Source organism: Anabaenopsis tanganyikae CS-531 (assembly GCF_029891675.1).
In the GTDB taxonomy this organism is placed as follows: domain Bacteria; phylum Cyanobacteriota; class Cyanobacteriia; order Cyanobacteriales; family Nostocaceae; genus Anabaenopsis; species Anabaenopsis arnoldii.
The window spans coordinates 1-13,022 of record NZ_JANQDF010000145.1 but is presented as its reverse complement, the minus strand read 5'-3'; the positions used below and the strand labels follow the sequence as shown (position 1 = coordinate 13,022).

At 42.6% G+C, this 13,022-nt stretch carries 8 protein-coding genes and 1 pseudogene; 4 read left to right on the top strand and 5 right to left on the bottom strand.

All coding sequences use genetic code 11. From position 1 onward, the window contains the following. A partial coding sequence (gene ltrA / locus NWP22_RS14300; RefSeq protein WP_280802018.1) for a group II intron reverse transcriptase/maturase occupies positions 1 to 1,474 on the top strand: 1,474 nt, incomplete at its 5' end. 125 nt (positions 1,475 to 1,599) lie between these two features. Continuing rightward, positions 1,600 to 2,547 (top strand): DUF1517 domain-containing protein, encoded by a 948-nt coding sequence (locus NWP22_RS14295; protein WP_271733976.1) that lies wholly within the window; start codon positions 1,600 to 1,602, stop codon positions 2,545 to 2,547. 277 nt (positions 2,548 to 2,824) lie between these two features. Here NWP22_RS14295 and NWP22_RS14290 read toward each other — a convergent pair whose 3' ends face one another. The 3 genes from NWP22_RS14290 to NWP22_RS14280 form a co-directional block, all read right to left on the bottom strand. Beyond that, positions 2,825 to 3,994, bottom strand: a complete 1,170-nt coding sequence (locus NWP22_RS14290) for a DNA cytosine methyltransferase (protein WP_271733982.1) — start codon at positions 3,992 to 3,994, stop codon at positions 2,825 to 2,827. A gap of 184 nt (positions 3,995 to 4,178) precedes the next feature. After that, a complete protein-coding gene (locus tag NWP22_RS14285) occupies positions 4,179 to 4,616 on the bottom strand; it encodes a DUF6918 family protein (RefSeq protein WP_271733977.1) in 438 nt (145 codons plus the stop codon). 156 nt (positions 4,617 to 4,772) lie between these two features. Then, positions 4,773 to 6,680: a heavy metal translocating P-type ATPase gene (locus tag NWP22_RS14280; protein ID WP_271733978.1), complete on the bottom strand. Its 1,908-nt coding sequence runs from the start codon at positions 6,678 to 6,680 to the stop codon at positions 4,773 to 4,775. Between the two features lie 129 nt (positions 6,681 to 6,809). Here NWP22_RS14280 and NWP22_RS14275 point away from each other — a divergent pair, with 129 nt between their 5' ends. After that, the gene (locus tag NWP22_RS14275; RefSeq protein ID WP_271733979.1) at positions 6,810 to 7,964 is read left to right on the top strand and encodes a precorrin-8X methylmutase; all 1,155 of its coding nucleotides are present in this window, start codon (positions 6,810 to 6,812) and stop codon (positions 7,962 to 7,964) included. On the opposite strand, the pseudogene NWP22_RS14270 reads toward NWP22_RS14275, so the two are convergent. Then, a pseudogene (locus NWP22_RS14270) lies at positions 7,914 to 8,072 on the bottom strand (iron chelate uptake ABC transporter family permease subunit); the annotation flags it as partial. The gene NWP22_RS14275 and the pseudogene NWP22_RS14270 overlap by 51 nt on opposite strands. 155 nt (positions 8,073 to 8,227) lie before the next feature. Here NWP22_RS14270 and NWP22_RS14265 point away from each other — a divergent pair. Then, on the top strand, positions 8,228 to 11,527 hold the full coding sequence (locus tag NWP22_RS14265) for a DUF4912 domain-containing protein (RefSeq protein ID WP_280802017.1): 3,300 nt from the start codon (positions 8,228 to 8,230) through the stop codon (positions 11,525 to 11,527). Between the two features lie 110 nt (positions 11,528 to 11,637). Here NWP22_RS14265 and NWP22_RS14260 read toward each other — a convergent pair whose 3' ends face one another. Then, the gene (locus tag NWP22_RS14260; protein WP_271733981.1) at positions 11,638 to 12,765 is read right to left on the bottom strand and encodes a homospermidine biosynthesis protein; all 1,128 of its coding nucleotides are present in this window, start codon (positions 12,763 to 12,765) and stop codon (positions 11,638 to 11,640) included. Positions 12,766 to 13,022 lie beyond the last annotated feature (257 nt).

Sequence of the window (13,022 nt, the reverse complement as noted above, 5' to 3'; positions counted from 1 at the left end):
AAAAGATGAGAAAAGACCCCTAGGAATACCTACAATGTATGATAGGGCATTACAAGCGCTTGTCAAACTGGCATTAGAGCCAGAATGGGAAGCAAAGTTTGAACCCAATTCATACGGATTTAGACCAGGACGCTCATGTCACGATGCCATACAAGCAATATTCAAATCCATAAATGTCAAACCTAAGTTTGTCCTGGATGCAGATATTGCTAAATGTTTTGACAAGATTAACCATAAAGCATTGTTAAAGAAACTGAACACCTACCCTAAACTACGCCGTCAAATCAAAGTGTGGTTGAAAGCAGGTGTGGTTGATAGCAGAGTCTTATTTCCTACAGAAGAAGGCACACCACAAGGTGGTGTCATATCCCCTATCTTGGCAAATGTAGCCTTACACGGTATGGAAGAAGTTCTTAAAGAATATGCTTCAAAATTACCAGGTAAAGGTTCTAAAACAAATAAGGCGGAAGCAATATCAATCATAAGATATGCAGATGATTTTGTCATTCTGCATGAAAATCTGACAGTTATCGAACAATGCAGGGAAATCTTAGTTAAATGGCTAAATGAAATGGGATTGGAATTAAAGCCTAGCAAGACCAGATTGGCTCATACCTTGTATGAACATCAATCAGAAAAACCTGGATTTGATTTCCTTGGCTTCAATGTGAGGCAATGCTCAGTTGGTAAATACAACTCAGGATTGAATACGCATAAGGAAATACTAGGATTTAAAACCATCATCACCCCATCTAAGAAATCTGTTAAGAGACATTACGAAAAGGTTTCGGACACCATCAAAAGAAACTTACCAACACCACAATCGAGATTGATAGGTAAACTTAATCCTATAATTAGGGGATGGTGTAATTACTACTCATCGGTAGTAAGTAAAGAAATCTTCAGTAATATCTCTAAACAGGTTTATCAACGGTTTTACAGATGGGCAAAGCGCCGACATCCCAATAAACCCAGCAAATGGATAACCAATAAATATTGGCATACCATTGGAGGTAATAACTGGGAATTTGCAGTAAAGATGGATGATAAGTTCATCAAACTTTACAGACACCCAGAGACTCCCATTGTACGTCATATCAAGGTTAAAGGCAATGCCTCACCATTTAACGGTGATTGGGTATATTGGAGTTCAAGAATGACAAACCATCCCGAAGCCAATAAAAGAGTAGCGACCCTACTTAAAAGGCAAAAGGGTAAATGTCCAGAATGTGGGCACTACTTTAGGGACGGTGATGTAATGGAAGTTGACCACATCTTACCCATATCTAAAGGTGGAAAAGATGAATATAAAAATCTACAACTATTACACAGACATTGCCACGATAAAAAGACATCCAATGATGGAAGTCTTGTAGGTATTCATGACAAGAACCATATTACCGAGGAGCCGTATGAGGTGAAAGTCTCACGTACGGTTTTGAAGACGAGTCGGTTGGGTGACCGACCGGCTTAGTTTAATAAAAAGTGAATGTTAAAAAGAGCTAGTGTCAATCAACAACTCACTAGTTCGAGTAAGTAAAAGATTTTTGGGAACCTAGAAAGCAATCATAACTAATACAATTTCTAAGCGCCTGTGTTATGGCTAACAAACTAAAACAAACCATCAAACCCTTGTTAAAGGTTTTCTTTCTTTTCAGCCTAGTGTTAACTTTAGCACTTAGCCATGGTGATAATGCATTAGCAGCCCGCAGCGGTGGTCGCATCGGTGGCGGCTCATTTAGAGCGCCTTCTAGCCGCACCTACACACCGCGTACTTATGCGCCTCCTGGTGGTGGAGGATACTATCCCGGTGGTGGTTTCGGCTTTCCCTTCTTGATTCCCTTTTGGGGGATTGGTGGTGGGTTTGGCGGTCTATTTACCATCTTAATTTTCTTGGCGATCGCGAATTTCTTGGTACAAACCTTCCGCCGTGTGAGCGGTGGTGAAGGGGTAGACGTAGAGTATAGCAGCAATCCTGCTGTTTCTGTAACTCGGTTACAAGTTGGTTTATTAGCGCAAGCGCGTGGTTTGCAAACCGAACTTGACCAGATAGCCGAATCTGCTGATACTAACTCCCCAGAAGGGAGAGCAGAAGTATTGCAAGAAGTCAGTTTGGCTTTACTGCGTCATCCAGAATATTGGGTCTACGCAGGTGGGGGTACGCAGCAAGTTAAATTAAATGCGGCTGAAAGTCAGTTTAACCGTTTATCATTAGCCGAACGCAGCAAGTTTAGTGAAGAAACTCTCTCTAACGTCAACAACCAGCTGAAAGCAGCTTTGAAAAAAGAGGCTTTACCCCCTGCTGACCAAATCAGTGAAGCACCAGGGGAATACCTAATTGTTACCCTACTAGCGGCGACATTAGGGAAGTTGGAAATCCCAGAGGTTAACAGTGCTGATGATTTGCGTCAAGTTTTGCGGCGAATTGGTGGAATTCCAGGTGATCAACTTTTAGCTATTGAGGTGCTTTGGACTCCTCAAGCTGAAGGGGATACCCTGACTTCTGATGATATTTTGGCGGAGTATCCTGATTTAAAACTAGTGTAAAGGTCTTCTTCGCAGATGATTCCATTGAGCCATTAGATAGAGTCATTCTATCTACTGGCTTGATTTTTTCGGCTGATATAGAATTTCCCATGCTCGTGAGGTAAACAGTTTTTTAGTTTTAGGGAACAGGGAACAGGGAATAAGTAATAAGTAATAAGTAATAAGTAATAAATTGGTGTGTACTTCATTAGATACACCAAAAGGCTTTATAGTTCTTAAAAGTTCAGAGTTTAAGACTTGTATAAAGCCACAAAAAAAGACAGTTAAAATTCTCTAGCTAAAATAGCGATAGTTGTTCAGATATTTCTTTAGCTTTGGGTTTATTTCCCTGGATTAAATTAAAAAGATAAGTACCAATTTCTTTTGCAAGCAATACCGGAACTGCATTACCAATTTGTTTATATTTAGAACTTATCGAACCAGAGAAGATCCAATCATCGGGAAAAGTTTGAATTTTTGCCGACTCGCGTACAGTTAAAGAACGCAACTCTACGGGATGACACATATCAGTAGCTTTTTGATGTGGACTTGTGGTTATTGTCGGAGAAGGTTTATCCCAGGATAATCTTCTATAAAAACCGACTTTTCCACCTCCCGAATCATAAGCACCGCCCATAGCCTCTTTTTTTAATTCCTCTGGTAAATGTCTCCAGTTTTGTCCTGCTTGTAATAATCTTAAGTATTTTAAGCGATTTTCTGAATAACTTATAAACTCTGACTCTCTATCAACTAAACCTGTTAAAGCATCTCTGAGAGTCCGCCATTTAGGTAGATGTTGACCATTTTGGCAATATTTGGGGAGAGGAAATGTAGCAGTCTCACCATCTCTAGAACCGATAAATACTACACGCTCTCTATTTTGTGGAACGCCATAATCTGCTGCTTCTAAGAGATTATAAACTACCTTATATCCTAGTTGTTTCATTTCTGATAGTACCACCCTTAATGCAGATCCTGGCATTTCATCATCTGCTAAAGGGGGATGATTTTTACCCCGTTCATTAATTGGTCTGTGACGAATAGGTGCTGAAAGTAAACCTTTGACATTTTCCATCAAGAAAAAACGGGGTTGAACTTCTTTAACAATACGAATAAATTCCATAAATAAACTACCGCGAGGGTCCATCACTGAACCTCTTTTTCCGGCGGTACTAAATGGCTGACAGGGTGGACCACCTGTTACTAAGTCTACTTCTCCCACTTGTAAAGCACGACCTAATTTTAAAAATCTTCCTCCTTCCTCAAGTAGTCTTTGGGAACTGAGTTTTTCTATTTCTCTAGGAACAGCACTTTCTTTAAGATCAGGTCTGTTAAGAAGAATTGTTTTTGCAGCATCATGGTCTTTTTCTACTACAGTCACTGTATGAAATCCGGCTGCTTCCATACCTAAATCCAGACCAAATGCACCTGTAAATAGGGAAATAGAAATCCCTTGATCATGTATCATGAGAAGGACTACCACACAGAGTAAATATTCTTGCAGTACAATTATACTACTTGTGGCTAAAATATTTCTAACTTTTGTATGAGCCGAGGATACCGCCATCGGGGGCGGAAATTATCCACTGTGGTGGGTAAATCCCAAGGTTCACCAGTATGTAAATGAATTTCATTCACATACTGGATTGTCCTTAAATTTTAGTATGTTTATCTACTATATTAGCTAAGTCTGGAACTGCTTCTTCTACGTGTTTTTTGGCGGAACTCCGGAATTTTTCATAGGTTCCTTTAACTATTTGCCGCTTTGTGTGCTGGATTCTAGCATCGGTAATACTGAGCATAGCGTCTGCTGTTTCAGAACGACTGGCGATGAGGTGAGATGCGGGATCACCCTTGGCTATACCCTCAGTCCAGAGAGGGTCAAGGGCTGTCAGGAATTGTGGTAGCAGCTGCTCGACAATATAAGGGATGTATCCGGGGTTCACTCCTTTTAAGGCGGTGAAGGCGGTTTTCAAGGCTATACCAGTGATACCTGATTTAGAAGCTAGCTGCTGATCAATCATTTGGCAGCAATCATCTATAAGCATAGCCTTTTTGTTGGCAGTTAACAGCTGTTCAGTTAATCCCATTTTATTGCTCCTGAATATCAATGCAATGCTAATTGTAAGCTAATGGCCATTTAACTGGGTTGACATGGGCGGGTTAAATACCCACAGGTGTTTTGCGGCCGAGTAGCTGATATCATTTCCGGGTGATGGCTATTTAAACCCGGAATCCTGTAAAATTCAGTTTCTCAGTAATCTTAAACCACTGAGTGTAACTAACACTGTTGAACCTTCGTGACCAATGACCCCAATGGGTAAGTTAATGTTGCCTAAAAAGTTACCGATTAACAGTAATATAATAAAGCCTAGAGCTATAACTATATTCTGTTTGACAATGGAGTGCGATCGCCTACCTAATTCGATAGCTGTGGCTAATTTCTCTAATTTATCCGCCATCAATACTATATCTGCGGTTTCCAAAGCTACATCACTCCCGGCTATCCCCATAGCAATACCCACAGAAGCCTGGGCGAGGGCGGGAGCATCATTAATGCCGTCCCCCACCATAGCCACAGTTTGATACTCTTGTTGCAGCTGACGGATCACATTTAGCTTATCTTCAGGTAAGAGTTCCGCATACACTTGATCAATACCCACAGTCTGGGCTACGCTGTCAGCCGTGCGTTGATTGTCCCCGGTAATCATGACAATTTGCTCAACCCCTAACTTTCGCAAGCGAGTAATCATAGATACAGCTTCTGGTCTAATCAGGTCAGCAATGGCGATCGCACCTATGATCTGTTGAGCCTGTGCCACCCAAACCACAGTTTTACCCTGATTTTCCTGAGATTGCGCCCAGGTTTGTAACTCCTCCGGGGACTGGTCTACATATTCCCGGATAAAAGCTGTATTCCCCACAAACACCTGTTGATGGTTGACAAAGCCGACAATTCCCTGTCCGGGTATAGCTTGGACATCAACCCCACATTCCCAACCTGTACCAGCCGCCTGTACAATAGCCTTACCAATGGGGTGTTCAGAGCAGGATTCCAAAGCCGCAGCTATTTTTAATACTTCTGGCTCCGAATATTCACCACTAGAAATTACCCCATAAACTTGCAGATTACCTGTAGTTAAAGTACCAGTTTTATCGAAAGCAATGGCGCGAACCTGACCAATTTTTTCTAACTGCGCCCCATTCTTAAATAAAATTCCCTGTCGTGCACCATTAGCAATACCCGATAACAGTGTAGGCATAATTGCCGCCATCAGGGCACAGGGAGAAGCCACCACCAAAAAAGTCAAAGCACGATAAATAGTAACTTCCCAACTCCAACCCCAAATTAAGGGCGGTAAAAACACCAACAACACCCCGCCGACCACAACTACCCGGGCATAGATGCGTTCAAATTGCTCAATAAACTGTTGAGAAGGGGGTGCGTCCGTCTGTGCTTGTTCCACCAAACGAATCACACGCTGAATCAAACTGCTAGAAGGTGGTTTATGTACCCGAAGATGCAAAGCGCCAAAACCGTTGAGAGTTCCGGCAAAAACCTCATCTCCCACAGACTTTTCTATAGGTAAAGACTCCCCTGTAATTGCTGCTTGATTGAGGCTACTATAACCAGATATAATTATACCATCAGTAGGAATCAATTCACCTGGTTTAACAATAATTTCATCACCCACCTTGAGTTGAGTAATAGGCAGCATTTCTGCTTCTCCCCCCAGTAAAACCCGAGCTGTATCTGGTGTCAAACTCATCAAACTACGGATACTCTTCTCAGTGCGACGCATAGCGTAACCTTCCAGTGCGCCACTAATAGCAAAGATGAGGATCAAAATTCCCCCATCAATAATTAGATAGTATTCCCCACGCCATAAACCCAACCCAGCAGCACCCAGAGCAGCCACAATCATTAACAGATCAACATCTAATTCTTGTTCTTTAATCAGAGTGGTCAAACCCTCCCGGGCGCTATCATAACCACCAATCACATAAGCAGCGGGTAAAAACAGCAAAGCCCATCCTAACCAATCAACAGACAAAGCCAACCAACCCACAAACAAAAACATACCACAAAACACAGCCGCCAAAGTATCCGAACCTTCGGCAATAAATCTTGTTAAACCCCGATAACTCAGCATAATAACTCATTGATCACAATGCCCTCACCCTAAACCTTGACATCACTGTCAATGTCAAGCCTAAAATCGATAAAAACCACTTTGCGAACCTTTGCGTTAACCTTTGCGAACCTTTGCGTTTAAAAACAGATGACCACCCTAACAATCAAAGAACTCACCCAAGCAGTAGGACAAGGGATAACCCCGCGGATGGTGAGACATTACCATCAACTAGGACTACTACCACAACCACAGCGATCGCCTGGTAACTACCGCCTGTACACACATAGAGATATAGTTAGACTGCAGCGCATAGTCGCCTTAAAAAACCAAGGCTTTCAACTTAACCATATTCGCCAGATTTTAGAAATAGAACCAGAAACAGACAACAGCAAAAGCCTAACAGAGCAACTGCAAAAACAATATGGGGCCGTAATGCAGCAAATATCCCAACTCAGACAAACAGCCTCAGCATTAGAGAGCTTATTAGGACGCGATCGCCATTGTCAAATCATGCAAGCCGAGGTATTATCGCAACTCAAACTGTTAGAAGTAGAAACCCAAGTAGGACTAGGAGAACTTAATCAACTGTGGAGTGGGTTAGATGCAGAAGTACATAATCATGCAGAAGCATTTACCGAGTCATTACAGCGCATCCTTCCTGACCTGTCCGAGCGTTCGGAAATTGAACAACATTTAATAGCTGAACTAGTTTTAGCCTGTGGTGATGTGAGTTTAGTATCCTTTGTCAAACTCAGTCCAGGTGCGATCGCCACCAGTCGTAAAAGCTTAAAAACCGGGTGTAAAATAGTCGTAGATATACCCACAGTCGCCGCCGCCTTAGACCAAACCAGACTCACCCACTTAGGGTGTGAAATTATCACCTTAATTGACAACCCCCATATTACCACTGCCCCAGAGGCCGAGACAGAATTCTGGGAGCAGGACAAATGGCGGCAAAAACTTGCCCAAATCAGTAATAATAGTATATTAGTCATAGGCTACGCCCCATCAGTCCTCTTAGAGACCTGTGAAGCCATCAAGCAGCAGAAAATCGCACCAGCCCTGATTATAGGCTTACCCATAGGCTTTAGCCACGCTCCTGCGGCCAAACGCCGACTTATGCAACAACCGATACCATACATTACCATAGAAGGGACTCTAGGAGGAGGCTTACTAGCGGCCACAGCCCTCAACTCTTTAGTGGAAACCTTAATCACCAAACCCCACTGCCACTGTCATCTGACAAAAATATCAGTATCTGCGCCGCAAAATCAACCAACTAATAACCGGAGTTCCAATTAAAGCTGTCACAGAGTTGATGGGTAAAACCAGGTGATTTCCTGGTAACTGAGACACCAAATCTGCAATTAAAGCCAAAATACCCCCCATGATCCTCGCAGCAGGTATTAAATTAAACTCTTGAGTAATCTGAGAGCGAGTACATGACCCCGTTGTCAAAAAGTAATGATAAATTTCATCCCAGATGTATAATTAGCGCGTCTGCTCCTAATATAAAGAGATACAATTCCAGATCCTCTAGCTTTGTCTACCCAGATCAATAATATATGTGGCAAGAAGAAAAAAAAGATAGTGCAATAGTTACTCTAGCATTATTGCTGTCTTTAGTGACTACCCCTATGACAGTACCTTTGTTTGTACCGACATCAGTGCTGGCACAATCTGCTACTGACTCTTTCCTAGCGCCTCAAACAGTGGAAGATCAGACTAAAATCAAAATTGATGGTTCTACCAGCTTGGGAGCAATCAACCGCAGTTTAAAACAGAGTTTTGAGCAAGGGTTTTCTGGGACAAATGTAGAGGTTGCAACTAATGGGTCTGATGCGGCGATTTCAGCTTTGCTAAGTGGAAATATTGATATAGCAGCGATACCTCGTGATTTGACTCCAGAAGAACAAGCCCAAGGTCTGGCACAAGTATTGATTCACAGTGCAAAAATTGCTATCATAGTTGGGCGGGATAATCCCTTTGAGGGTAGTTTGACTTCTGAGCAATTCGCCGGTATTTTCAGTGGAAATATTACCAACTGGTCAGAAGTTGGAGGTACAGATAGTAATATTCGATTCATTGACCGCCCGGTAAATAGCGAAACTCGCAACACATTTCGCACCTACCCAGGTTTTCAGGGATCTGAACTGGTTACAGGCGCGAATGCTACCGTAGTCCTAGAGGATGATACCACGGAAATTATCGCCAGACTGGGCAATGATGGTATTAGCTATGCCCTGGTTCATGATGTATCGCGTCTGCCCAATGTGCGAGTGATTCCTGTGAATGAAACTTTACCGGATCAGCTTAACTATATCTATTCCCTGCCTTTGGTGTATGCTTACAGGCAAAATCCTAGCCCCAATTTAGATGCTTTTATCAAGTTTACCCAGGCAGTACCAGGAAAGCAAGCCATAGAAACGGCCCTGGCTGGGAGAGAAGTAGAAACACTAGAAATTCCTGGACTAGATCCTCCAGCTCCCCTATTAGATGAAGACCAGTCGCCAGAAAATATTTCTAGTTCTGATCAGATGCCTGAGATACCTTTATGGTGGCTTTTATTACCTACGCCTGTTATAATTGGGTTACTAATATGGCTGTTCCGGTCACGTCGGGCAGATCCTAAGAAAAAAGTCCCTGGTTATACTGCCGAAATCTCTAAAAAAAATGAGGACTCAACCCCCAGAAATGATACCTCTGTTACAGCAGCAACTGCTACGGGGTCTGTTGTTGTGCCTGAAACAGTGAATGATCAAGAACTGGGTGAAACTGAAAATTTTCAAGCTACAGATTCTCAAATCTCAGAAGTGGTGTTTGAAGAGGAAAATTGGCAGAGCAAATACTCTCTTGACCAAACAGCAGCACAACACCAGCCAGAATTTGATTTAAGCGCCAGTTTGCGACTAAGTGAAAATATATCGGCACGGGTGACCAATTTACAGGAAATATCCCTAGATATTAGTGAAGAGGTGTTGAATACAGTAGCCGATGCAGCTGAACCCATCAACCATGGGACTGTCTGTGATTATCCGGAGAGGACAGATATTTTTGCAGACAGTGAAACCTTTGTAGAAATGGGGATTGACCATGAGGGTCATGGGGGCGAAGATCCATTGTTGAATCATCCCCTGGGGGATAGCTTGGCTGGCGTAGTCATGGCCGCTGCAGTGAATGGGGATCTGAGTATTATCCTTAAGCTGCGAAATCCAGAATGGGCTTATGTGACTTGGTACATTGATCAAACTTGTCAGGAAGGATTATCAAATAATGGCATATCTCAATTGTATCTGCGGCTGTATGATGTGACAGATTTAAACTTGAGTTATCAAAGTCCTCAACTGGTAGATGAATATAAAGTAAAGTGGGAAACACCAGAGAAATATATTCCGATTCCCCAAACAGATCTGCTTGCGGGGACGCTTCGCGATCGCAGTTATATCGCCGCCATAGGTTTTAAGGTAGATGATAATTGGGTAACTATTACCAGTTCTGAAGAGGTGCGCGTTTTTGCTACACCCCAAGAAGACACCAGAGGAGGATTGAATATCGATGGGGATCGGAGTATGATGCTTAAGCCGCGAAATCCAGAATGGGCTTATGTGACTTGGTACATTGATCAAACTTGTCAGGAAGGATTATCAAATAATGGCATATCTCAATTGTATCTGCGGCTGTATGATGTGACAGATTTAGACTTGAGTTATCAAACTCCCCAAGTGCTACAGGAGTATGAACTAGACTCAGGAATAAAAGAGGAATATATTCCGATTCCCCGCAGCGATCGCGATTATATCGCCGCCATAGGTTTTAAGGTAGATGATACTTGGGTAAGTATTACCAGTTCTGAACGGATTCGCGTTTTTGCTACACCCCAAGAAGATAGTAGGCCAGGATTTCATCTCTATGGCGACCAAAATATTATCCTCCAGCCCAAAAATGCAGAGTGGGCTTATGCCACTTGGCACATTGATGGCCTGGAAGTATTGTCAAATAATGGCATATCTCAATTATATCTGCGGCTGTATGATGTCACGAATTTAGACTTGAGTTATCAAACTCCCCAACTGCTACAGGAGTATGAACTAGAGTCAGGAATCAAAGAGAAATATATTACCATTCCCCGCAGCGATCGCGATTATATCGCCGCCATAGGTTACAATATAGGTGATGATTGGGTAACTATTACCAGTTCTGAACGGATTCGCGTCTTTGGTATACCCTTGACAGATGGCACAGATAAAAATCTCCAAACGGCAAACACAACATTTCTAGATTTACCCGAGATCAGTAATGAGAGTAGTCTGATCCTTCAATTACGTACACCCAAGTGGGCTAATGCCACTTGGTACATTTCCCCATCTGACAAGGAAATATTGCAAAATAACAGCGTATCTCAATTATATCTGCGCTTATATGATGTCACAAATTTAGACTTGAGTTATCAGACTCCCCCTCTGGTACAGCAGTACGAATGCAATGACATTGCGCCTAGTCGTTATGTGGGAATTCCCGAAACTGATCATGATTATATTGCCGAAATAGGTTATACTAACCAAGGCGGTAGCTGGGAAATAATCGTCCGTTCAGAAATAGTTCGCGTATTCAGTCGTCCCCAAACAGATTTTTGGTTGATCACAGATGCTGAATTAATTATCCACGGCTCAACAGAACCCGGTGCAAAAGTAAATATTGCTGGTAAACCCATTAAAGTAAAAACAGACGGTACATTTCACCTCCGGGTTCCTTTCTCCGATGACTCAATTAACTATCTCATGACAGCAACTGCTGCTAATGGGGAAAGTAAAACAATCCGTAGGAGATTTTCTCAGGAAGATTCACGAGTGGAGCAAAAATTATAACTCTTTTGGGGTGGGTATCCCTGGGGTCGGTTAATATGATCTCCGGTGAGACCCACCCTTAAGGGCGGGTTCCATTTAAATCATGCTTTAGGGACGATGAGGAATTATTGCTAAGATACCATATCAGCTACAGCAGCTCGGACTTGCTCCGATGGCTGTGCTAAAGCTGCTAGGTAGTCGGTTTTTAATTTCTCCAGCATTGCTGGTCGTCTGTCATATAACCGCTTCAGAGGTCGAGGTTGACACTGGTTGAGAACATAAGCTGTGACTAATGGTACAGCTATGGTACTATCAGTGTAACAAACAATTGTGCTAGGTAACTCTTCTGGGTCTATTTTACCCCAACTCACAGCTTCCGAGGGAGTTGCACCTGACAAACCTCCGGTATCCGGCCGAGCGTCGGTAAACTGTACAAAGTAATCGTGTCCCCTTTCTTCTAGCCCTAAAACCTCGTGAATTTGCGGTTGTGTTTGTAGTAAAAAGTTCTTAGGGCTACCCCCACCGAGAATTACAGCTGCACTTTTTCCGGCTGATTCTCTGGCACAATAGGCGATCGCTGCTGTCTCATTCACGTCAATAGAAGGGTCTATGACTAACTTTGAACCTTCCAAAGCTAAAGCTGCAACATTCATCCCAATGGAACTATCTCCTGGGGATGAGGTATAAATAGGTACGCCACATTCATAAGCTGTGGCTAACAAACAAGAATGCTGCACTCCCAACTGCTTTTCTACTTCTCGGACATACTTACCCAATAGATAGTGAAACTCGGCAGTTCCCATGGGTTTTTGAAATACTTCTGCTTGGAGAATCTTGCGAATAAAAGCGTCAGTTTCCAGCAAGACATCATAGCCAAAGATAATATCATAGATTCTGATCGTACCATCTTGGCGCAACTTGACATCATCCAAAAACGGATTACCGGCAAACAGTTCAAAACCTAAGCCGTAGTGCATATCATGGTAAAGATTTGCACCTGTACTAATCATCCAGTCAATAAAACCGTTGCGAATTAGGGGCGATAGTGCTGAAACTCCAAATCCAGCTGGTGTCATCGCACCAGAAAGGCTAACTCCCACAGTCACGCCATCTTTTAAGATATCGTGACTCATGAGTTGACAGATTTCTCGCAAACGTGCTGAGTTATAGGCTGTGAAGTAATTATTAATCAAATCTACCACGCCGATATCGGTGGACATGGGTATGGGGGAGATTTTTTGACCCAGTTTTTTTGACATTTTCGCACTCCTGAATAGTAAACACGCTGAATCTAATGTTATCTAGATTTCAGGCAATTATGACATTACCCCTAGGAAAGAATTTCGGCAAAAATTATACTGATATAAGAATAGACTGTATCGAATATTATTTGACCCCACCCCCTTCCTTACAAGGTTAGGTTTTTAATATGATCTGTGAAGGCAAGACCACCGAAGACAAGGAAGGAAAGTGGACAAGGAAGATTTTATCCGGACAATGGTCTTTTAAGGGGCTA

What these genes read in the sequence shown, in the direction of transcription:
- NWP22_RS14295 (WP_271733976.1), top strand. Translation starts at nt 1,600, where the DNA reads ATGGCTAACAAACTAAAACAAACCATCAAACCCTTGTTAAAGGTTTTC.
- NWP22_RS14290 (WP_271733982.1), bottom strand. Translation starts at nt 3,994, where the DNA reads ATGATACATGATCAAGGGATTTCTATTTCCCTATTTACAGGTGCATTT.
- NWP22_RS14285 (WP_271733977.1), bottom strand. Translation starts at nt 4,616, where the DNA reads ATGGGATTAACTGAACAGCTGTTAACTGCCAACAAAAAGGCTATGCTT.
- NWP22_RS14280 (WP_271733978.1), bottom strand. Translation starts at nt 6,680, where the DNA reads ATGCTGAGTTATCGGGGTTTAACAAGATTTATTGCCGAAGGTTCGGAT.
- NWP22_RS14275 (WP_271733979.1), top strand. Translation starts at nt 6,810, where the DNA reads ATGACCACCCTAACAATCAAAGAACTCACCCAAGCAGTAGGACAAGGG.
- NWP22_RS14265 (WP_280802017.1), top strand. Translation starts at nt 8,228, where the DNA reads ATGTGGCAAGAAGAAAAAAAAGATAGTGCAATAGTTACTCTAGCATTA.
- NWP22_RS14260 (WP_271733981.1), bottom strand. Translation starts at nt 12,765, where the DNA reads ATGTCAAAAAAACTGGGTCAAAAAATCTCCCCCATACCCATGTCCACC.